The organism is Qipengyuania sp. SM2507 (genome assembly GCF_053714505.1).
Genome location: NZ_CM132307.1, coordinates 291,603 through 311,315 on the forward strand (window position 1 = coordinate 291,603; position 19,713 = coordinate 311,315).

Annotated in this window: 20 protein-coding genes; 11 read left to right on the forward strand and 9 right to left on the reverse strand. The window is 66.3% G+C overall.

The features are described from left to right. Positions 1–71 precede the first annotated feature (71 nt). Positions 72–785 carry a hypothetical protein gene (locus ACWIKC_RS01360; protein ID WP_454598351.1) on the forward strand — a complete coding sequence of 238 codons (714 nt, stop codon included), beginning with the start codon at positions 72–74 and terminating at the stop codon, positions 783–785. 56 nt (positions 786–841) lie between these two features. On the opposite strand, the gene ACWIKC_RS01365 is transcribed toward ACWIKC_RS01360, so the two are convergent. From ACWIKC_RS01365 to ACWIKC_RS01375, 3 genes are all read right to left on the reverse strand, one after another. Beyond that, positions 842–1,240 (reverse strand): GFA family protein, encoded by a 399-nt coding sequence (locus tag ACWIKC_RS01365; protein ID WP_454598352.1) that lies wholly within the window; start codon positions 1,238–1,240, stop codon positions 842–844. After that, entirely contained in the window at positions 1,237–1,788 is a 552-nt protein-coding gene (locus ACWIKC_RS01370) for a hypothetical protein (RefSeq protein WP_454598353.1), read from the reverse strand. The genes ACWIKC_RS01365 and ACWIKC_RS01370 overlap by 4 nt, the downstream gene beginning before the upstream one ends. Positions 1,789–2,178: 390 nt before the next feature. After that, positions 2,179–2,538, reverse strand: coding sequence for an argininosuccinate lyase (locus ACWIKC_RS01375; RefSeq protein ID WP_454598354.1), 360 nt, complete (start codon positions 2,536–2,538; stop codon positions 2,179–2,181). A 226-nt stretch (positions 2,539–2,764) separates the two neighbouring features. Between ACWIKC_RS01375 and ACWIKC_RS01380 the strand changes: the two genes are divergently transcribed. Beyond that, positions 2,765–3,088, forward strand: a complete 324-nt coding sequence (locus tag ACWIKC_RS01380) for a hypothetical protein (protein ID WP_454598355.1) — start codon at positions 2,765–2,767, stop codon at positions 3,086–3,088. 24 nt (positions 3,089–3,112) lie between these two features. On the opposite strand, the gene fghA is transcribed toward ACWIKC_RS01380, so the two are convergent. The 3 genes from fghA to ACWIKC_RS01395 are packed head-to-tail and all read right to left on the reverse strand — an operon-like array spanning position 3,113 to position 5,527. After that, on the reverse strand, positions 3,113–3,988 hold the full coding sequence (gene fghA / locus ACWIKC_RS01385) for an S-formylglutathione hydrolase (RefSeq protein WP_454598356.1): 876 nt from the start codon (positions 3,986–3,988) through the stop codon (positions 3,113–3,115). Further along, positions 3,988–4,368 (reverse strand): VOC family protein, encoded by a 381-nt coding sequence (locus tag ACWIKC_RS01390; RefSeq protein WP_454598357.1) that lies wholly within the window; start codon positions 4,366–4,368, stop codon positions 3,988–3,990. Before ACWIKC_RS01390 ends, fghA begins: the two co-directional genes overlap by 1 nt. 49 nt (positions 4,369–4,417) lie before the next feature. Beyond that, complete coding sequence (locus tag ACWIKC_RS01395; protein WP_454598358.1) at positions 4,418–5,527, reverse strand: S-(hydroxymethyl)glutathione dehydrogenase/class III alcohol dehydrogenase; 1,110 nt, start codon at positions 5,525–5,527, stop codon at positions 4,418–4,420. Between the two features lie 104 nt (positions 5,528–5,631). On the opposite strand from ACWIKC_RS01395, the gene ACWIKC_RS01400 reads away from it, so the two are divergent. From ACWIKC_RS01400 to ACWIKC_RS01420, 5 genes are all read left to right on the forward strand, one after another. Continuing rightward, the gene (locus ACWIKC_RS01400) at positions 5,632–6,015 is read left to right on the forward strand and encodes a hypothetical protein (protein WP_454598359.1); all 384 of its coding nucleotides are present in this window, start codon (positions 5,632–5,634) and stop codon (positions 6,013–6,015) included. Between the two features lie 94 nt (positions 6,016–6,109). After that, positions 6,110–6,565, forward strand: a complete 456-nt coding sequence (locus tag ACWIKC_RS01405; protein WP_454598360.1) for a hypothetical protein — start codon at positions 6,110–6,112, stop codon at positions 6,563–6,565. Between the two features lie 69 nt (positions 6,566–6,634). Then, positions 6,635–7,306, forward strand: a complete 672-nt coding sequence (locus tag ACWIKC_RS01410) for a glutathione S-transferase family protein (RefSeq protein ID WP_454598361.1) — start codon at positions 6,635–6,637, stop codon at positions 7,304–7,306. A gap of 49 nt (positions 7,307–7,355) precedes the next feature. After that, positions 7,356–7,763, forward strand: coding sequence for a peptide-methionine (R)-S-oxide reductase MsrB (gene msrB, locus ACWIKC_RS01415; protein ID WP_454598362.1), 408 nt, complete (start codon positions 7,356–7,358; stop codon positions 7,761–7,763). Between the two features lie 100 nt (positions 7,764–7,863). Next, a complete protein-coding gene (locus ACWIKC_RS01420) occupies positions 7,864–10,113 on the forward strand; it encodes a transglycosylase domain-containing protein (RefSeq protein ID WP_454598363.1) in 2,250 nt (749 codons plus the stop codon). Positions 10,114–10,204: 91 nt separating this feature from the next. Here the strand turns inward: ACWIKC_RS01420 and ACWIKC_RS01425 are convergent, their stop codons facing one another. The 3 genes from ACWIKC_RS01425 to hflK form a co-directional block, all read right to left on the reverse strand. Continuing rightward, positions 10,205–11,734: a Do family serine endopeptidase gene (locus ACWIKC_RS01425; RefSeq protein WP_454599524.1), complete on the reverse strand. Its 1,530-nt coding sequence runs from the start codon at positions 11,732–11,734 to the stop codon at positions 10,205–10,207. Positions 11,735–11,881: 147 nt separating this feature from the next. Then, a complete protein-coding gene (hflC, locus tag ACWIKC_RS01430) occupies positions 11,882–12,715 on the reverse strand; it encodes a protease modulator HflC (RefSeq protein WP_454599525.1) in 834 nt (277 codons plus the stop codon). A gap of 2 nt (positions 12,716–12,717) precedes the next feature. After that, positions 12,718–13,878 (reverse strand): protease modulator HflK, encoded by a 1,161-nt coding sequence (gene hflK / locus ACWIKC_RS01435; protein ID WP_454598364.1) that lies wholly within the window; start codon positions 13,876–13,878, stop codon positions 12,718–12,720. Positions 13,879–13,994: 116 nt separating this feature from the next. On the opposite strand from hflK, the gene ACWIKC_RS01440 reads away from it, so the two are divergent. Genes ACWIKC_RS01440 through ACWIKC_RS01455 form a run of 4 tightly spaced genes read left to right on the forward strand, consistent with a single transcriptional unit; the run spans position 13,995 to position 19,691 of the window. Continuing rightward, positions 13,995–14,957 (forward strand): Mrp/NBP35 family ATP-binding protein, encoded by a 963-nt coding sequence (locus ACWIKC_RS01440; RefSeq protein ID WP_454598365.1) that lies wholly within the window; start codon positions 13,995–13,997, stop codon positions 14,955–14,957. Then, positions 14,936–17,230, forward strand: coding sequence for a molybdopterin cofactor-binding domain-containing protein (locus ACWIKC_RS01445; protein ID WP_454598366.1), 2,295 nt, complete (start codon positions 14,936–14,938; stop codon positions 17,228–17,230). Before ACWIKC_RS01440 ends, ACWIKC_RS01445 begins: the two co-directional genes overlap by 22 nt. Beyond that, positions 17,227–18,261 (forward strand): ferrochelatase, encoded by a 1,035-nt coding sequence (gene hemH, locus ACWIKC_RS01450; RefSeq protein WP_454598367.1) that lies wholly within the window; start codon positions 17,227–17,229, stop codon positions 18,259–18,261. Before ACWIKC_RS01445 ends, hemH begins: the two co-directional genes overlap by 4 nt. Before the next feature lie 44 nt (positions 18,262–18,305). After that, positions 18,306–19,691 (forward strand): cytochrome P450, encoded by a 1,386-nt coding sequence (locus ACWIKC_RS01455; RefSeq protein ID WP_454598368.1) that lies wholly within the window; start codon positions 18,306–18,308, stop codon positions 19,689–19,691. The last annotated feature ends 22 nt before the right edge of the window (positions 19,692–19,713 follow it).

Genomic DNA, 19,713 nt, shown 5'->3' on the forward strand with positions numbered 1-19,713 from the left:
GTCGCTGCCAGTCGGTCAGCTGCGCGCGCAAGGAACTGGCGGCAGGGGGGATTCCCTTCTAACAACTTGCCATGCTGCTGTTCGAGGAAATCGCCTTTCGCCAGACCCCTATCGGGGAGCTGTCGCTGCGTCGCCGCCGGTTGAGCGCGGAGGGCGAGGACATCTGGGAGATCAAGCTAAACGACGGCTATCTGATGTCGAGCCGCTTCGTCGAAGGCGAGATCGCGCTGGCCGACCTCGCCTTGCCGATGACGCAGGGCAAGCGGCTCGATGTCGTGATCGGGGGACTGGGCCTAGGCTACACCGCCGAAGCCGCCTTGCGCGACCCGCGGGTCGGCGCGCTGAGCGTGGTCGAACTCATTCCCGAAGTGATCGAATGGCACCGCGAGCATCTGCTCCCGCTGGGCGAGGCCATCGCCGGCAACCCGCGCTGCGAACTGGTACAGGGGGACTTCTTCGAGCTTGCGCGGTCAGCGACGGGCTTCTTTCCCGACCAACCCGACCGCCTGCACGATGCGATCCTGATCGACATCGACCATTCGACCACCCATTTCATCGATCCGGCGAGTGTCGATTTCTACAGCGTCGAGGCGCTGGAGGCGGTGAGCGGCCGGCTCGCGCCCGCGGGCATTTTCGCGCTTTGGTCGACCGATGCCGAGGATCCGGTGTTCCTCGAGGCGATGCGCCAGTGCTTCACCGAGGTACGGGTCGAGCGCGTCGAATTTTACACCCCCTATCGCGACAAACCGGCCTTCAATCTGATCTATCTTGGGCGCAAGGCCTGAGGCCTGGCGAACCAAAGCGCGACGAAGCTTTGGCGGGCGGGGGCGCAGGAGCCCGGCTAGTCGAAATGGTCGATCCCGTCGCCGATCACCGCAACCCAGCGATGTTTGCGCCCTTCCCAGACCGAATATTCCGGCGACGGAAATGACGGGTCTGCAAGGGTGCCGACCGGGATAGCGATCAGCCCCGGCAGACCCTCGCTGGTGTAGGCGATCGTCACGCCGCAGCGCGGGCAGAAGCGGAAAATGGCGCGGTTGCCGGTTTCCCCGGTGTGCGACCATTCGCTCCACGCCCCCGAGATCGCGACCTGCGCCTCGGGCCAGCGCGCCTGGAAGGCGAAGGCGCTTCCGCTGCGTCGCTGGCAATCGAGGCAATGACACACTGAAACGCGCACCGGTTCGCCCGCGCAATTGGCCGTGAGATCGCTGCAGCGGCAGGTGGCGATGCGGGTGGTCAATTGTCGACGAAGCTCTGCCAGCCGGGAGCGACCGGGCGGCCCGAAGCCAGCTGCAATTCGATCGCCCGTTGCATCGACGCGCGGCTTGCGGGTTCGCCTGCCGCCCGTTGCAGGACCGCCAGATTAACCCAGTCCTGTGCCCTGCCCGGGGTGATACGCAACAGGCCGTCAAGCCGGGCGATGGCGAGGGCAGGCTCGCTTCTGGCGATTGCGATCGCGGCCAGGCTGCGGTGGGCGGCAATGGCGTCACGCTCGGCCAGCAGTCCGGTTTCGAGCATCTGGGCCAGCGCCTGTTCGCGCAGATCGACATCCTGGACATGGTTTCCGATGGCATAAAGCCGCTGTGCCGCGGCCAACCGCTCTTGCGCATTGAAGCTGTCGTCGTCGATTATCGTACGCAGCAGGCCCGCGCCCAGTCGGGGATCGCCGTCCGCCAGCGCCTCGTCGGCGCGGACGATCAGGCAGGCGACCGGTTTGCGGATGGCTTCGACCGAGCTGACACAGCCCTTCGTCCGCACCGTCCGCGTTCCGCCCACGAAAGGGTCCATTCCCGATCCCGGCACCAGACCGGCCACGCCGGTGCTGGTCGCGATCGGTCCGTCCTGGATAAGCTGTCGCGTCGGAACCCTCGAGCCGACTATGACCTCTCGGCGTTCGGTCTCCCCCTGGACGATGATGACTTGCCCGGAGCCCTGCGCAGTCTAGTCGGGCTGCGCCTCCTGGGCAGGAAGAAAGACGGGGGTCGCCGGTGCAGGCTCGGCGCTTGCGGGCGAGGCTGCGAGGACCAGACAGGGTAGGACCCAGACCATTCTCGACATCGGCGTCCCCCAATCGAATTTCGAAAGCGATCGATAAAGCGGAAAGACAATAGTCGCAATTCGGCGAGCCGTTAGGCAATTATCCCCCGGGCATTTGATCCCGGGCATGTGATGTCGCGCCTATTCGTATTCGGCCCAAGCCCGGCCATTGTCCCAATGCAGCGTAACTCGAGAAACGGTGCACAGATCGAAGCCCTTCCAGAAAGCTTCGTCGCCGTCGTCCCAAACGACCTTGATATCGTAATTGCATTCCTTCTGCCGTGGCGCGAATTCGATACTCACCGTTTCGCCGTTCTCGAGCAGGTCGCGGCCCATGACATCTTCTTCCCAGTTGTTGCTGGAAGTGGGGGCGACATAGACCTCGGCGATCGTATAGCCGGTCGCGTTGACCAGATCGAAGTCCTGAATGCCGACCGAATAGGCCGGCGTTGCGACGAAGAGCAATGCGGCGGGCGCCGCCATTCTGAGCAATGTGTTCACGGTTCTATCCCCTGTTTGAACCCCAAGACAACGGGAATGAACCCGGTTGCGGCGATTGCAAGAGAAATGTGATGATGCATGCAGGTGGTTGCAATTACTTGGTCGCCCAAGCACGAGATCCCGGACGGTTCGCCACTACCCGACTTTGCCGCAGCGCATGGATTCCGGAGAACCGATCGCCGAGCCTCAGCGTTGGTGTGGATCAGGCTGCAGCAAAGGAACCGCGATGCCATCCAGAACCCGTGCCCTCGTCGCCAGTTGTGCGCTGCTCCCGCTGGCCGCCGCCTGCGCGACGGTGGCCGAGCAGCGAGTCGAGGCGGGGCTGGCCGAGGCCGGGGTGCCGCTCCGGATCGCCACCTGCATGGCCGATATCTGGGCCGAGGAACTCTCCATTGGACAGATCCGGCGGATTTCGCGGTTCGCCAGTGCGGTGCGCGACACGGACAGTAGGCTGACCGTCGCTCGTCTCGTCTCCCATGTCCGCGAATGGAACGACCCCGAGGCGATGGCGGTGGTGACCGGCTCCGCCGCGCGCTGTGCGTTCAAATGAGAGCGCTGGGCAAATGAGCGCCAACTAGGCCTTCAAGCGCTCCGCATGCCAGCGGACATGCTCGGCCATGAAGGTCGAGATGAAGAAATAAGAGTGGTCGTAGCCCTCCTGCAGGCGGATCGTCGGTTCCATTCCCGCCGCCTTGCAGGCCTCGGCCAGCCGGTGTGTCTGGAGCTGTTCGACGAGGAAATCGTCGGCCATGCCCTGGTCGACCAGCAGATGCTCGGCGCGCGCGCCATCCTCGATCAGCGCAACTGCATCATATTCGCGCCACGTCTTGCGACCCTCGCCGAGATAGCGACCCAGCGCCTTCTCGCCCCAGGGCACTTGGCTCGGCGCGACGATCGGGCTGAAGGCGCTGATCGAGCGGAAGCGGTCGGGGTTGCGCAGACCCACGGTAAGCGCGCCGTGGCCGCCCATCGAATGACCCATGATCGATTGCCGTGCAGGGTCGACGGGGAAATTCGCCTCCACCAGCGCGGGCAGTTCGCGCTCGACATAGGCGCGCATCCGATAGTGTTCGTCATAGGGTGCCTGCGTCGCATCGACATAGAAGCCCGCACCCAGGCCGAAGTCGTATTCGCCATCGCCATCGGGCACATCCTCGCCGCGCGGCGAGGTGTCGGGCGCGACGAAGACGATGCCCTGCTCGGCGCAGGCCGCGCGGTATTCGCCCTTCTCGGTGACATTGGCGTGGGTGCAGGTCAGCCCCGAGAGATAGTACAGCACCGGCAGCGTCTCCCCCTCCGCAAGGCTCTCGGCCTGCGGAGGAAGATAGACCGCGAAGGTCATCTCGGTGCCGGTTTCGGCGGAGGCATGGGAGTAAACCCCCTGCACCCCGCCGAATGCTTTGGCCTCGGAGACCGTCTCGAGTGCGGTATCGTCGGTTTTCTGATTCATCAGCCCATGCGCTTCATGACGCAGACCTTGTTGCCCGCCGGATCGCGCAGATAGGCCAGATACATATTGCCGATCTCGCTCTCGCGGATGCCCGGCGGATCCTCGATCGCGGTGCCGCCATTGGCGACGCCCGCGGCGTGCCAGGCATGACCCTGTTCCTCGCTTTCGACCGCGAAGCCGATCGTGCCGCCATTGGCACCGCAGGCCTTGCCGCCGTCGATCGGCTTCGACAGCAGGAAGATCCCGCCATTGTGGAAATACATTACCCGGCCCTTGGGGTCGAGCTTGCCTTCCTTGCCGCCAAGAGCGGCGAAGCAGGCGTCGTAGAATTTCTTCGAGGCGTCGATATCGTCGGCGCCGAGCATGACGTGGCTGAACATGTGTCGTCTCTCCTGGTTTGTTGTCGTGTCGTTGGTGAAGGGGTCGGGCTCAGTCGTAGACCACCACGCTGCGGATGCTTTCGCCCGCATGCATGAGGTCGAAGCCCTTGTTGATCTCGTCGAGCTTGAGGACATGGGTGATCATCGGATCGATCTGAATCTTGCCATCCATGTACCAGTCGACGATCTTGGGCACATCGGTGCGGCCCTTGGCCCCGCCGAAGGCGCTGCCGCGCCAGTTGCGCCCGGTGACGAGCTGGAAGGGGCGGGTCTCGATGGTCTTCCCTGCTTCGGCCACGCCGATGATGATGCTGGTGCCCCAGCCCTTGTGGCAGCATTCCAATGCCTGGCGCATGACATCGGTATTGCCGGTGCAGTCGAAGCTGTAATCTGCGCCGCCATCGAGCATTGCGATCAGATGCGCGACGACATCGCCGACTTCCTTGGGATTGACGAAATCGGTCATCCCGAAATGTTCGCCATAGGTCTTCTTGTCGGAATTGATGTCGACCCCGACGATCCGGTCCGCGCCGGCCATCCGTGCGCCCTGGATAACGTTGAGCCCGATCCCGCCCAGCCCGAACACCACGACATTGTCGCCCGGGCGGACATCGGCGGTGTTGATCACTGCGCCCACGCCGGTGGTGACCCCGCAGCCGATGTAGCAGCTGGTGTGGAACGGCGCGTCGTCGCGGATCTTGGCCACCGCGATCTCGGGCAGCACGGTGAAGTTCGAGAAGGTCGAGCAACCCATGTAGTGATGGATGGTCTGCCCCTTGTAGGAAAAGCGGCTGGTCCCGTCGGGCATCAGCCCCTTGCCCTGCGTCTCGCGGATCGCGCTGCACAGATTGGTCTTGCCCGAGAGGCACATTTTGCACTGGCGGCATTCGGGGGTGTAGAGCGGGATGACGTGATCGCCTTCCTTGACGCTGGTCACCCCGGCGCCGACCTCGCGGACGATCCCGGCGCCTTCGTGGCCGAGGATCGAGGGAAACAGCCCTTCGGAATCCAGCCCGTCGAGCGTGTAGGCATCGGTGTGGCAGATTCCGCTCGCCTTGATTTCGACCAACACCTCGCCCGCCTTGGGCCCCTCCAGGTCGAGTTCGACCACTTCGAGCGGCTGCTTGGCTTCGAAAGCGACGGCGGCGCGGGTCTTCATAGGGGGGTTCTCCAGTAGTCGGTCGCGCCGAGGCCTAGGCGAGGGGGGCCGCGCTCGCAAGCCGGTAGCTTGCGGTTCAGGCTGCGGCGGCTACCACCGGTCGCATGACAGCTCTCCTTTCCGCAACGCTCCTGCTCGCGCTTCAGTCCGCAACGGCTCAAGCTCCAGCACCGACACCGGCCCCTGCTCCGGCGCTCTCGCTCGAACAGCAGAGCGGGGTGCGCTGCGCCGCCGCCTTTGCGCTGGTGGCGCAGGCCCAGGCGCAGTCACCCGGCGATGCCGAGGCGCTGGAATATCCGGCGCTGGGCGAGCGCGGCCGCGAGTTCTTCGTGCGAACCGCCGCCCGGTTGATCGACGAGACCGGGCTTGATCGCGACGGCGTGGCGCGTTTGCTGTCCGCAGAAGCGGGGCGGCTGGCACGGGAAGAAGGCGCGCTCGACCGCGCCATGCCGCCGTGCCTTATGCTGCTCGAGGCTTCGGGTCTCTAGCGCGGTCAGCGACGGGGCAGCGGGGCGTCAGCGAGGGTTCAGGGCCCGGGCGGCAAAACACCCTTCTCATTCTTCTGAAAAGGTTACGATTCGCATGCGTCGCATCATCCTCGCCACCACCGCGGTCCCGCTCGCCTGCCTGGCTGCGCCCGCGCTCGCGCAGGATGTTGACTACGCGCCGGTCGAAGAGACCGAGGCGCTCGATCGCATGGCGCAGAGCCTGTCCGATCCCGTGCGCCAGGCGCAGCTTGCTGCCACGCTCGCGGCGCTGGCCGAAATCGTGCTAGACATTCCGCTCGCTCCGATCGTGGAGCCGCTCGCCGAGGCGGCGGGCGAGCCCGCGGGTCGCGTCGATCCCGACCTGACCCTGCGCCGGATGGCGCCGCGCAGCGACGATCTTTCCCGGACCATCCAGGACCGCCTGCCGCAGGCCATGGACAGTATGGCGGGTCTCTCGGGCAGTCTCGCTGCGCTGCTTCCGGCGCTTCGCGACATGGCCGAACAGCTCGAAACCGCGATGCCTCCCGAAATCCGCTCGCCAACGCGCTGATCCGCAGCGTAAAGTTGCGCCAGCAAGGCTGGCATTCGCCCGCCCCATGCTCCATGGACTTCCCCCACCATGTGGCAATTGCACCAATTCCCTCTGTGTCCCTTCAGCCGCAAGGTTCGCCTCGTGCTGGGGGAGAAGAGCGTCGCCTACGAGCTCGTCCGCCAGCTGCCCTGGGAGGCGAGCGACGAGCTGCTGGCGCTCAACGCCGCGGGGCGCGTTCCCGTGCTCCACGATCCGGCGCGCAATCTCGCGATCAGCGACAGCCGCGCGATCTGCGAATATCTCGACGAGACGGTGGAGCGCAGCCCGCTGCTCGGCGGAACCGCGATTTACCGAGCCGAAATCCGCCGGCTGATCGCGCTGATGGACGAAAATTTCTTCGGCGACGTGATCGGACCGCTGTTCCACGAAAAGGTCCACAAGCGACTGGTGCTGCGCCAGCCCCCCGACGGACGGGTGCTGCGCGAGGCGATGAAGCTGGCGCACGGCCATCTCGACTATATCGACTGGCTGGTCGACACGCGCAGCTGGATCGCGGGTTCGACCATGAGCCTCGCCGATCTCGCGGCCGCGGCGCAGCTATCGGTGGCGGATTATCTCGGCGGGATCGACTGGTCGGGCCACGAACAGACGCGCGGCTGGTATTCGGTGGTCAAGAGCCGCCCCAGCTTCCGCCCGCTGCTCAACGAGAAGATGGAAGGCATCCATCCCCCGGCGCATTACGCGCTGGTCGATGTTTGAGTGGAACTTGCAGGCTTCCTCACCATATCGGGCGTGAAGGAGACCCCCTATGACCGACAAGCTCGCAATCCCCGATGCGCAATGGCGCGAGAAGCTGACCCCCGAACAATATCATGTGCTGCGCGAAGGCGGCACGGAGCGGGCCTTCACCGGCAAATACGACAAGAACAAGCAGGCAGGCGAATATCTCTGCGCGGCCTGCGGGCAGCGCGTCTTCGACAGCACGCACAAATACGACAGCGGCTCGGGCTGGCCCAGCTTTACCGCGCCGGCCGACGAAGATGTCGTCGATGAGAACCGCGATGTCAGCATGGGCATGGTGCGCACCGAAGTGGTCTGTTCGAAATGCGAAGGGCATCTGGGCCATGTTTTCCCGGACGGACCGGGCGAGACCGGCCTGCGCTATTGCATCAACAGCGCGGCGCTCGATTTCGAGCCCGAGGACGACGCGGCCTGACCTGCTGCAGGAGCGCCGGGGGATGGCGCGGCGGTTCCCCGTTCACGCATGGTTACAACTGCCCTATGCAACCCCCGCATCAGTGATCGGGTGACGTGAATTGGCGGGACGCAAACAGAACGATATCAACCAGCGGGGCAGCCGCCGCAGCGCGGGCAAGGCCCAGGCTGGCAAACGCAGCGCCAGTGAACAGCGCGGGCGCCGCGGCTGGCGGCTGTGGCTGCGCCGGCTGATCCTCTGGGGTCTGGCGCTGGCGCTGCTGGGCCTGCTGTTCGTCGGGCTGGCGGTGGCCTTTGCGGCGCGTTCGCTGCCTTCCTTCTATCAGCTTCAGGCGACGCAGGTCGGGCAGACCATCGTGGTGCGCGCGCGCGACGGCAGCGAGATCGTCGAGCTCGGGCCGAGCTATGGCCAGTGGCTGAGCGCGGAAGAAATCCCGCAAGTCATGAAGGATGCGATGATCTCGGTCGAGGACCGGCGCTTCCAGTCGCATTTCGGGGTCGATCCAATCGGCCTGGCACGCGCGCTCTGGGTAGCGGCGAGCGGCGACGGGCGCGTCGCGGCGACCTCGACCATCACCCAGCAGCTCGCGCGCAACGTGTTTCTCAATTCCAACCGCACCATCGATCGCAAGCTGCGCGAAGGCGTGCTGGCGCTGGCGCTGGAGACCAAGTTCAGCAAGGAACAGATCCTCGAACTCTATCTCAACAAGGTCTATTTCGGCGGCGGCGCCTATGGCGTGGATTCGGCTTCGCGCAAGTTCTTCAGTCATCCCGCGACCGAACTCTCGACCGCCGAAGCGGCGATCATCGCCGGGCTGGTCAAAGCGCCCAGCCGCTATTCCCCGACCGCCGACGTCAACGCCGCCGTGGCCCGCGCCAGCGTGGTGCTGCGGCTGATGCGCGAGCAGGGCCGGATCAGCGCCAGCCAGGCCTCGGTCGATGTCTCGGCGGTCAATCTGAAAGAGGAAACCGGGCAGAATTCGGTGCGCTATTTCACCGACTGGGCGCTGCCCCAGCTCGATCTGCTGCTGCCCGAGACCTTCGAACCGATCGAGGTCTGGACCACGCTCGACACCGGGATGCAGCGCGCCGCCACCGCCTCGATCAAGGCCAACACCCCCGAGGGTGCGCAGGGCGCGCTGGTCAGCCTCGATCGCGACGGGGCGGTGCTCGCGCTGGTTGGCGGGACCGACTACGTCCAGACCAATTACAACCGCGCCACCGATGCGATGCGCCAGCCCGGTTCGTCGTGGAAGCTGTTCGTCTATCTCGCCGCGCTCGAGGCGGGTTATACGCCCGAAGACCGGTTGGTCGACGGGCCGGTGACGATCGATGGCTGGAGCCCGCGCAATTCGGGCGGCAGTTATGCCGGGCCGATCGACCTGCGCACCGCCTTCGCCTACTCGAAGAACACGGTCGCCGCGCAGCTCGGCAACGAAGTCGGCTTCGGCACGGTTGCCAGCATGGCGCGGCGCTTTGGCATCACCACGCCGGTCTCGACCTATCCCTCGATGGTGCTGGGCTCTTCCGAGGTGCGGCTGATCGACATGACCCGCGCCTTCGCCGCCGTGGCGGCGGGCGGTCAGTCGGTCGAGCCCTACGGCATCCTCAAGGTGACCACTGGCGACGGTGAACTGCTCTATCAGCACGAACGCGCGCGCGAGGTGCAGCTGGTGCCCGACCACGTCGCCGCGGGGATCACCGACCTGCTGCAGGCCGCGGTCAACACCGGCACTGGCCGCGCGGCGCAGATCGGGCGTCCGGTGGCGGGCAAGACCGGCACCACCAATTCCAACAAGGACGGCTATTTCGTCGGCTTCTCGAGCGGCATCACCACCGGGGTGTGGATGGGGCGCGACGACAATGCCCGCGTCGCCAGCCTGCAGGGCGGACGCGCGCCGGCGCAGGCCTTCGCCGCCTATATGCGCTACGCGGTCAAGGATCGCCCTGTCGAGGAATTCGACACCGATCTGCAACTGCCCGAGTGGCAACTCGAGCCCGACGACGAGCAGATGTTCGGCGATCCCGACGACTATTATTTCATCGACGAGCAGGGCAATCTGATCGAGCCGGGACGGCCGCAGGACGAAGGCGACGATTACTTCCCCTATCCCGAACAGCCGGGCGTGGGTCCGGGTGCGGGCGAGGGCGACCGACCGCGCCAGCCGGGTCAGCCGCCGCGCCGCCCGGGCGGGCAACCCGGCTCGGGCGAGCCCGCTCCCGAGGCCCCGCCGGCGGCGAGCGATGATTTCCTCCGCCGCGCTACGGGCGAGGGCGCGGAACCGCCGCCACCACCGCGGCAGCAGCAGCGCCAGCCTCGCCCGCAGAGCCTGCCGCCGGTCGAATACTGATCCCAACGAAAAGGGGGAGCGCCACCTCGTGGTGGCACTCCCCTTTCAATTCACCCGATAGCCTCCACGCGGGAGGTTCGGCCCGCTGCGGTCAGCGCAAACGAACCGGCAGGTAGGTCGGTGGGCGTCCGCGCCGCTGCACGCGCAGCAGCAATGCGTTGCGCTCCTCGGCATCGGCTTGGGCGATCACGGCTTCGAGCCCGGCGATATCCGCCACCTCGCGATAATTCGCGCTCAGGATGATGTCGCCGCGCTGGAGACCCTTGCGCGCCGCGTCCGAATTGGAATCGACCGCGCCCACTGCGAGGCCCTGCGTATCCGCAGAGGCGCCGAGCTGGCGGGCGATCTGCGGATTGAGCGGTACGACCTGGACGCCGAGACGCTGCTCGATCAGCCCGTCGTCCGGGCTTTCGAGCATCTCTTCCTCTTCGGCTTCGGGATCGAACATCTGCTGGCGGGCCAGCTCTTCCGCGCTCGGCCGGCGACCGACGGAGACATTGACCCGCTCGCGCTTGCCATTGCGGATCAGCTCGACCGGGATCGTCTCGCCGGGCGCGATATTCGCGACCAGGAAGGACAGCGACTGTTCGGGCGTGACCGGCTCGCCGTCGACGCTGATGACGATGTCGCCGGGACGGATCCCAGCCTTCTCGGCGCCTTCGCCCGCCTGGACCGACTGGACGATTTCGCCGCGATTGCGCTCGATGCCGAGCGAAGCGGCTAGGTCGTCGGTCACCGGCTGGATGCTGATCCCGAGATAGCCGCGTTCGATCGCTTCGCCGCGGCGTAATTGTTCGACGATCGGCGCGGCGATTTCCGCCGGGATGGCAAAGCCGATCCCGACGCTGCCGCCGGTGGGCGAGAAGATCGCATTGTTGATGCCGATCACATTGCCCTGCATGTCGAACAGCGGACCGCCCGAATTGCCGCGGTTGATGGCGGCGTCGGTCTGGATGTAGCGATCGTAGGCGCCGCCCATTCCGGTGTTGCGGAGCACCGCCGAGACGATGCCGCTGGTGACTGTGCCGCCCAGCCCGAAGGGATTGCCGATCGCGACCACCCAGTCGCCCGGCCGCGCCTGGCTGGAATCGCCGAAGCGCACGAAGGGGAAGGGATCGCTGCGGCTGACCTTGAGCACTGCGAGGTCGGATTCGACATCGGTGCCGACCAGTTCGGCCTCGTATTCGGTGCCGTCGGGCATGGTGACGGTGATTTCTTCCACGGTGCCCCGGCCGGCATTGCTGACGACATGGTTGTTGGTCACCACATAGCCATCGGCCGAGATGAAGAAGCCCGAACCCAGCGACTGGCCTTCGCGGAACTGGGGCTCTTCTTCCTGCTGGCCCTGGCGTCGGTTGAACAGGCCTTCGAAGGGCGTACCGCTAAACGGGTTGGAACTGCGCACCTCGACCCGCTGGCGGGTGGAAATATTGACCACCGCCGGCTGCAATTGCGCGGTCAGGTCGGCGAAGCTTTCGGGCGCGCCGGCGCGCGGTACCGCCCGCGAGATCTGCATGTCGTCGTTCTGCGCCACCTGGGCACCCGCAGGGTAGCCGGTCGCCAGCGACACGGCGGCACCGCCGACCAACAACACACTCGTCAATCCATAGGCATATCGCACTGGTTTCACGTCCTCTCGTTCCTTTGCATGAGGCGCGCAAGCTGCCGGATGGCCGGTGCTGGAAGGCGCCTTTATAGGGGCTCGGCTCGTTTCAACCGGTATTCGCTGAACCGCCATTGAACGCCAATGGTTCCGCTCGACGAACGATCAACGCTGTCCGCGGAACTGCCGGAGATACTCGTTGTCGGGAGACAGGATGATGCTGCTCTGGTTGCCGTTCTGGGCGGAGAAGGTGGTGTCGTAGCTCTGCATGGCGCGGTAGAAATCGTAGAACGAAGGATCCTTGCCGAAGCTGTCGGCGTAGATCCGCGCCGAATCCGCATCCGCCTCGGCGCGGATGATGCGCGCATCGCGCTCGCCCTGCGCGCGGATCGTGCGCGCTTCGCGTTCGCGATCCGATTCCATCCGGCGGAAGGCGGAATTGAGCGGCGCGCCATCGGGCAGGTCGGTGCGCTTGATCTTCACGTCGATCACCTCGGCCCCGTATTGGCGGGCCTGGCGGTCGAGATTGGCACGCACATTCGCCAGGGCACTGCCACGCTCGGCGGTCAGCATGTTCTGGAAGGTGCGGCGGCCGAGTTCCTGGCGCAGCACCGAATTGAGGATCGGTTCGAGCGCAAGGCGCACGCCCTCGGTGGTGCCGGCGCGTTCGACCATGCGAACCGGGTCGAAAATCCGGAACCGCGCATAGGCATTGACCAGCAGGCGTTGCTGATCGTTCGACAGCACTTCCTCGTCGGACATCTCGAGATCGAGAACGCGCTTTTCGACGCGGCGAACCGAATCGATAAAGGGCACCTTGAAATAGAGCCCGGCGTTGGTCTCGCCGTCCGGGGTGTTGACCACACCGATCGGCTCGCCGGTGCGGATCACCACCGCCTGCTCTTCCTCGGGCACGATATAGACGCTGGTGAAGAACAGCACGATCAACACGGCCAGTGCGATCACCAGGCCGCGATAGTTTTCCCAGATATTGTTCACGGTCACTGGCTCTCTCCCTGCGGCTGGGCGGGCTGCGCCGGTGCGGCCGCTGTGGGCGCAGCCGTATTGCTGCGGCGGCGCACTTCGGGCAGCGGCAGATAGGTGGTGACGCCTTCGTTCTCGACCACGGTCGTATCGGTCTGGCTGAGCACCCGCTCCATGGTTTCGTAATAGAGCCGGCGGCGAGTCACTTCGGGAGCGAGGCGGTATTCCTCGTAGACCTCGTCGAAAGCCTCGGCCTCGCCCTGCGCCTGCGCGAGGACCTGCTGGGCGTAACCGCGGGCCTGGTTGCGCGAGGCGTCGGCGTTCTGCTCCGCGACCGAAACATCGCGGAATGCGTCGACCACTTCGGCGGGAGGATCGGCCTTGTCGATTTCGACACCGAGCACCTGGATGCCCGAATTATAGGCGTCGAGCGCGATCTGCATCCGCTGGCGTACGTCCAGTTCGATCTCGGCACGCCCCTGACCCGAAAAGGTCTCGTCGAGCGTCTTCTCTGCGACTTCGGCGCGCATCGCGGCCTCGGCCACTTCGCCCACCGTCTCGATCGGTTCGACCAGCGAGAATTTGAAATTCTCCAGGCTCTTGATGTTCCAGCGCACGATGTAGCTCAGATCGACGAGGTTCTGGTCGCCCGTCAGGATGAGCTTGGCGCTTTCGCTCGAGCCGGGGATGCGCAAAGCGCGAACGCCCTGGACGTCTTCGATATCGACGCTCTCGATCGGGAAGGGCGCGGTGAAGTTGAGTCCGGGATCCAGCGTGCGGGTGTAATTACCGAGCGTCTTGACCACGGCCTTTTCCTGCGCCTCGACCAGATGGACGCTGCTCGACAGCACCACGATCGCGACCAGGCCGATGATGGCGAAGGGCAGCCAGCTGCCGCCGCCGGGGCGTTGCGGCAGGCGGAAGTTGGGCCCGCCGGGCCCGCCGGTGCGGCGCGGACCTTCAGGCCCGCGGTTCTTGAAGATATCCTCGATATTGGCGGAACGGCGCGGTCCGCTGCCGGTGGAGCCGGGCGGCAGCCAGGGGTTCTTGGGTCCCTTCGCCTTGTCGCCGGGCTTGTTGTCCGAATCGCCCGATGCCGGCTCATCGCCACCACCGCCGGCGCTCTCATCGCCACTATCGCCGGAACCCTTGCCCCAGGGGTTGCGACCGCCAGCCATGGCCAGCCCGATACGTTTTCCAAAACCGTCCAATATTCGCATGCAGTATCTATAGGGTCGTTCTGCGGGAAAAACAGGGGTTGTCGCGCGCTTTTTGATGCTACACGGCGCGGAGCATGGCCGATAATGTATTAACCGCTGCGCTCCCCGACCCGATCGCCAAGCGCGTGACCTCGGCTACGGTGAAGGACGGGCGCGCGACGGCGGTGCTCGACGTCGCCGGTCTCGACCCTCGAGAACGCGAAGAAATGGAAGCCGCGGTGCGCGAGGGGGTCGGCTCCGCCGCCGAAGTGGACGATGTTCGCGTCATCCTTACCGCCGAGCGCAAGCGGCGCCGGATCGTCGCGGTCGGTTCGGGCAAGGGCGGGGTGGGCAAGTCCACGCTCACCGCCAATCTCGCCATCGCGCTCCACCGCATGGGCCACAAGGTCGGGCTGGTCGATGCCGATATCTATGGGCCCTCGCAACCGATGATCATGGGCAATCAGGGCGAGCGCCCCGAAGCGCGCGACGACAAGCTCGTCCCGGTCGCAAGCGCGGTCGGGGTGCCGGTGTTATCGGTAGGCCATCTGGTCAAGCCGGGGCAGGCAATCGCCTGGCGCGGACCGATGGCGGGCAATGCGCTCTCCCAGCTGATCGACGCGCATTGGGGCGATGCCGAGCTGCTGCTGGTCGATCTGCCGCCGGGCACCGGCGATGTCCAACTGACCATGCTGCAGAAGTTCAAGCCCGCGGGCGCGGTGCTGGTCTCCACCCCTCAGGACCTCGCGCTGATCGATGCCGCGCGCGCCGGGCAATTGTTCGACCAGGCCGGCGTGCCCGTGATCGGGCTGGTCGAGAACATGTCCGGCTATGCCTGCCCGCATTGTGGCGAGATCTCCGATCCCTTCGGCGCCGGCGGGGTCGAGGACGCGGCGCAGCGGCTCGAACTGCCCTTCCTCGGGCGCATCCCGCTCGATCTCGCGATCCGCCAGGGCAGCGATGCCGGCCTGCCGCCTGCGGCCGGCGACGATGCGATTGCCGAACCGTTCCGCGCCATCGCCGCAAAGCTCGCAACTTGGCTATCAGAGACCGCCTGAACGCAGTCCCGCTCTCGCGCCGCCAGCTGCTCACCGGAGCGGCGGTGGGCGGGGGCTTGCTCGTGGCGTGGTGGGCCTGGCCGCGCCGCTATTCGCCCTCCCTGCAGACCGGTGCGGGCGAGCATCTGTTCGGTGCCTGGCTGACGGTCGCCGCCGACGGGGTGGTTACGGTGGCGGTGCCCCAGCTCGAGATGGGGCAGGGGGTCACCACCGTGCTGCCGCAGATCGTGGCGCAGGAAATGGGCGCCGCCTGGGGGCAGATCGCGGTTGCCACCGTCCCTCCCAGCGGTGCGCAGGCCAATGTTCCGCTGGCCGCCAAATGGGCGCCTCTATGGTCGGTGCTGCCCGATCTGGCGGACGAACCGGAGAGCTATCTTGCCGAGCGTTTCGCGCGGGCGAAAAATTTCGCCGCAACCGCCGAGGGATCGACCCTGGCCGCCTATGAGGCCGATTGCCGCGCAGCCGGCGCAGCGGCGCGCGCCATGCTCGCCATGGCCGCTGCCGAGCGCTGGGGCGTCGCATGGGAGGAATGCGAGGCCGAGAACGGCTTCATCCTCCACGGCGAGAAACGCCTGCGGTTCGGCGAGCTGGCTGAGGAAGCCGCTCTTATGACCCCGCCCGACCCGCCGCCGCTGCGGCCCCAGCCTGCGGGTGAGCGCCCGCTGGCGGGCGGGATTCCCGGAGCGGGCGAGTTCCCGCGGCTCGACCTGCCCGCCAAGGTCGATGGCACCTATCTGTTCGCTGCCGATATCCGCCTGCCGGGCATGGTCTATGCCTCCATCCGGCACGGGCCGGTGGGTCTGCCCGAACTCGTCGGGTTCGACGAGGCGGATGCTGCCGGCATGGGGCTGGTCGCACTGGTGAAGGCAAAACGCTGGATCGCGGCGGTGGCGGACAGCTGGTGGCGCGCGGAGCGCGCGCTCGACCGGCTGGCGCTGCGTTTCGGCGGTCCGGGCGGGGTCGACAGCGAGGCGATCGAGGAAGCACTGGACCAGGGTGTCCGCACCGGCGATGCCGTGAGGATTGCGAGCTTCGGAGATCCGGATGCGACGCTGACCGGGCCCGATCTCGTCCAGCGCTACGATTTTGCGCCGGCGGTGCACGCAACGATCGAGACCGCCAGCGCCACCGCGCGGTTTGCCGATGGCAGGCTGGAACTGTGGATCGCCTCGCAGGCGCCCGAGGCTACGCGCGAAGCCGCGGCCCAGGCGGCGGGCCTGTCGACAAGCGATGTGGTCCTCTACCTGCTCGGCGCGGGTGGCAGCTTCGATGCGCGGCTGGAAAAGCAGCACGCGATCGAGATCGCGCAGATTGCGAAGGAGGTCGGCAAGCCGGTCCAGCTCACCTGGCCTCGGGCGGAGGAGTTCAAGGCCCTGCCGCCGCGCACGCCGGTTGCGCTGGTGCTTACGGCCCAGCTCTCGCCGGGCGAGGAGCGGACCCCGATTGCTTGGCGGGCACGGCTTGCCATGCCCGCCACCGTTCGCGAATTCGGCGAACGGCTGTTCGCCAACGCCACGCCCGAAGCGGCGATCGAGCGGGCCGGGGGCGAGCCCGATCCGCTGGCCTGCGAAGGCGCGGTGCCGCCCTACGCCATCGGCAATGTCGCGGTCGATCATGTCCCCGTCCCGCTCGAACTGCCCACGGGGCTGCTGCGCGGCAATTCGGCGGTCTACACCGGCTTTGCGACCGAAAGCTTCGTCGACGAGCTCGCGCGCGAAGCCATGCGCGACCCTTTTCTCTACCGGATGACGATGCTCGGCCACGACGAACGCTCGGCCGAAGTGTTGAGCCGCGCCACCGAGCTGGGCGAATGGGACGGCGGGGGCGAAGGCAGCCGGCAAGGGCTGGCGCTGATCCGGATGGAATACGGCGCGGCCAGCGGATCGATCGCCTGCGTGGCGCAGGCGCAGCTGGGCGAGGGCGGAGTGCGTGTCTCGCGGCTGTCCGCGGTGGCGGATATCGGCCGGATCGTGAATCTCGACATCGCCCGCCAGCAGATCGAGGGCGGGCTGCTGTTCGGCCTCTCGCTGGCGACGGGATCGAGCGTGAGTTTTCGCGGCGGCCGGCCCGTCGGCGCGCGGCTCGGCGATCTGGGCCTGCCCACACTTGCGGATGCGCCGGAAATCGTGCTCGATCTGGTCGGGAGCGAGGCCGAGCCGTTCGATCCGGGCGAGCTCGGTGTGGCGGTCGCGCCACCCGCCATCGCCAATGCATTGTTTGCTGCAACGGGAGTGCGCTTTCGCCGCCTGCCGCTGCTATCGGAGGGATTATGACCTGGCAGCCCCAGACCTTGCCGCACGACCATCCCCCCGTCCGCTCGGGCGGGGTCGGCGTGCTGCTGGTCAATCTCGGCACGCCCGAAGCGCCCGATCCCAAATCGGTGAAGCGCTATCTGGCCGAATTCCTCTCCGACCGGAGGGTGGTCGAGATCCCGCCGCTGGTCTGGCAACCGATCCTGCGCGGGCTGATCCTCACCACAAGACCCAAGAAAAGCGCCGCGGCCTATTCCAAGGTCTGGACCGATGAAGGCTCGCCGCTGGCGGTGATTACACGCCAGCAGGCCGAGGCGATGCAGGCGCGGATGGGCGCGGGAATGAGCGGGGGCGTGCGGGTCGACTGGGCGATGCGCTACGGCGCGCCGTCGATTCCCGAGCGGCTCGACGCGATGATGGCGGCGGGCTGCGAACGGGTGCTGCTGGCGCCGCTCTATCCGCAATATTCGGGCGCGACCACGGCGACGGTGGTCGACAAGGCGAGCGATGCGCTCAAGGCGATGCGCTGGCAGCCGAGCCTGCGGACGCTGCCACCCTATCACGACGATCCCGCCTATATCGACGCGCTGGCGCTGGATATCGGGCGCCAGATCGACGCGCTCGACTTCGTGCCCGAACTGCTGCTGCTGAGCTTCCACGGCATGCCCGAGCGCACGCTGCATCTGGGCGATCCCTATCATTGCCACTGCCAGAAGACCGCGCGGTTGCTGGAAGCCCGGCTGGATCGGCCCGGGCTGCGGCTGCGCACCACCTTCCAGTCGCGCTTCGGTCGTGCCAAATGGCTCGAACCCGCCACCGACACCACGCTGGAGGAAGAGGCGCACGCGGGCACGAAGCGGATCGCCATCGCCGCGCCGGGCTTTTCCGCCGATTGTCTCGAGACGCTCGAGGAACTCGCGATGGAGGGCAAGGAGCAGTTCCTCGAGGCGGGGGGCGAGCATTTCGCCGCGTTGTCCTGCCTCAACACCTCCGCCGCCGGGCTCGATATGCTCGAGACGATCCTGCGGCGCGAATTGTCTGGGTGGATTTAGCCGGGAAGGTTACTTACACGGAGGTAAGTATCAAGGAGCAACCTATGGCCAGCCTCGCGTCCGACCCGTCTGCCGAGTTCACACCGAAAGACTGGCGCGACAAGCTGCCCGGCGGATCGCTCGACCATATTCCGGGCGAGAAGGGCTACCCGCTGGTCGGCCACACCTTCACCCAGCTCTCCGACCCGCACGCCTTCGCGAAGCGGATGTATGAGACCTATGGCCCGGTCTACAAGGTCCACTCGATGGGTGGCTGGCATGTCGCGCTGATCGGCCCCGAGGCCAACGAGCTGATGCTGTTCGACCGCGGCAAGATCTTCTCCAGCGACCAGGGCTGGAGCCCGGTGCTCCACCGCCTGTTTCCCGGCGGCCTGATGCTGCTCGATTTCGACCATCACCGCGCCGATCGCCGCGCGCTGTCGATCGCCTTCAAGCCAGGCCCGATGCGCCATTACGCCGACAGCCTCAACCGCGGCATCGCTTCGCGGATGGAGGATTGGGGCACGGGCGATATGGAATTCTACCCCGCGATCAAGCAGCTCACGCTCGATCTCGCGGCGGACAGCTTCATCGGCCTGCCCTTCGGCGCGGAAGCCGACCGGATCAATCAGGCTTTCGTCGACATGGTCCAGGCCTCGATCGCGCCGGTTCGCCGCCCGCTACCGTTCACGAAAATGAAGAAGGGCGTCGATGGGCGCGCCTTTCTCGTGGACTATTTCACCCGCGAGACGCTGCGCCGCCGCGAGCAGGGTGGCGGGCAGGACATGTTCAGCCAGTTCGCCACCGCCGAGTTCGAGGACGGCAGCCTGATGGATGCCGAGGCGGTGGTCGATCACATGAACTTCCTGATGATGGCAGCGCACGACACCATCACCTCGAGCGCGACCTCGCTGGTCTATCTGCTGGCGAAGAACCCCGAATGGCAGGACCGGCTGCGCGACGAGCTGACCGCGATCACCGGAGGCGAAGGGCGCAATCTCGCCTATGACGATCTCGGCAAGCCCGAGCTGACCGAGATGGCGTTCAAGGAATCGCTGCGGATGATTGCGCCGGTGCCGTCGATCCCGCGGCGCGCTTTGCGCAGCTTCGAATATGGCGGCTACAGCATTCCGGCGGGCGCGCGGGTCGGGATCAACCCGCATCTGGTCCACCACATGGAAGAACACTGGCCGGACCCGGAGCGTTTCGATCCCGAACGCTTCACCCCCGAGCTGGTCAAGGCGCGGCACAAATACGCATGGGTCCCCTTCGGCGGGGGCGCGCATATGTGCCTCGGGCTGCATTTCGCATACATGCAGATCAAGGTGCTGATGGCGCATATGCTGACCCGCTACCGGATCGAGGTCGAGCCGGGCTACGATCCCGCCTGGCAGGCCTGGCCGATCCCGCAGCCCAAGGACGGGCTAAAGATCACGCTTAGAAAACTTTGACGTTATAGGCGCCTGAAGCGCC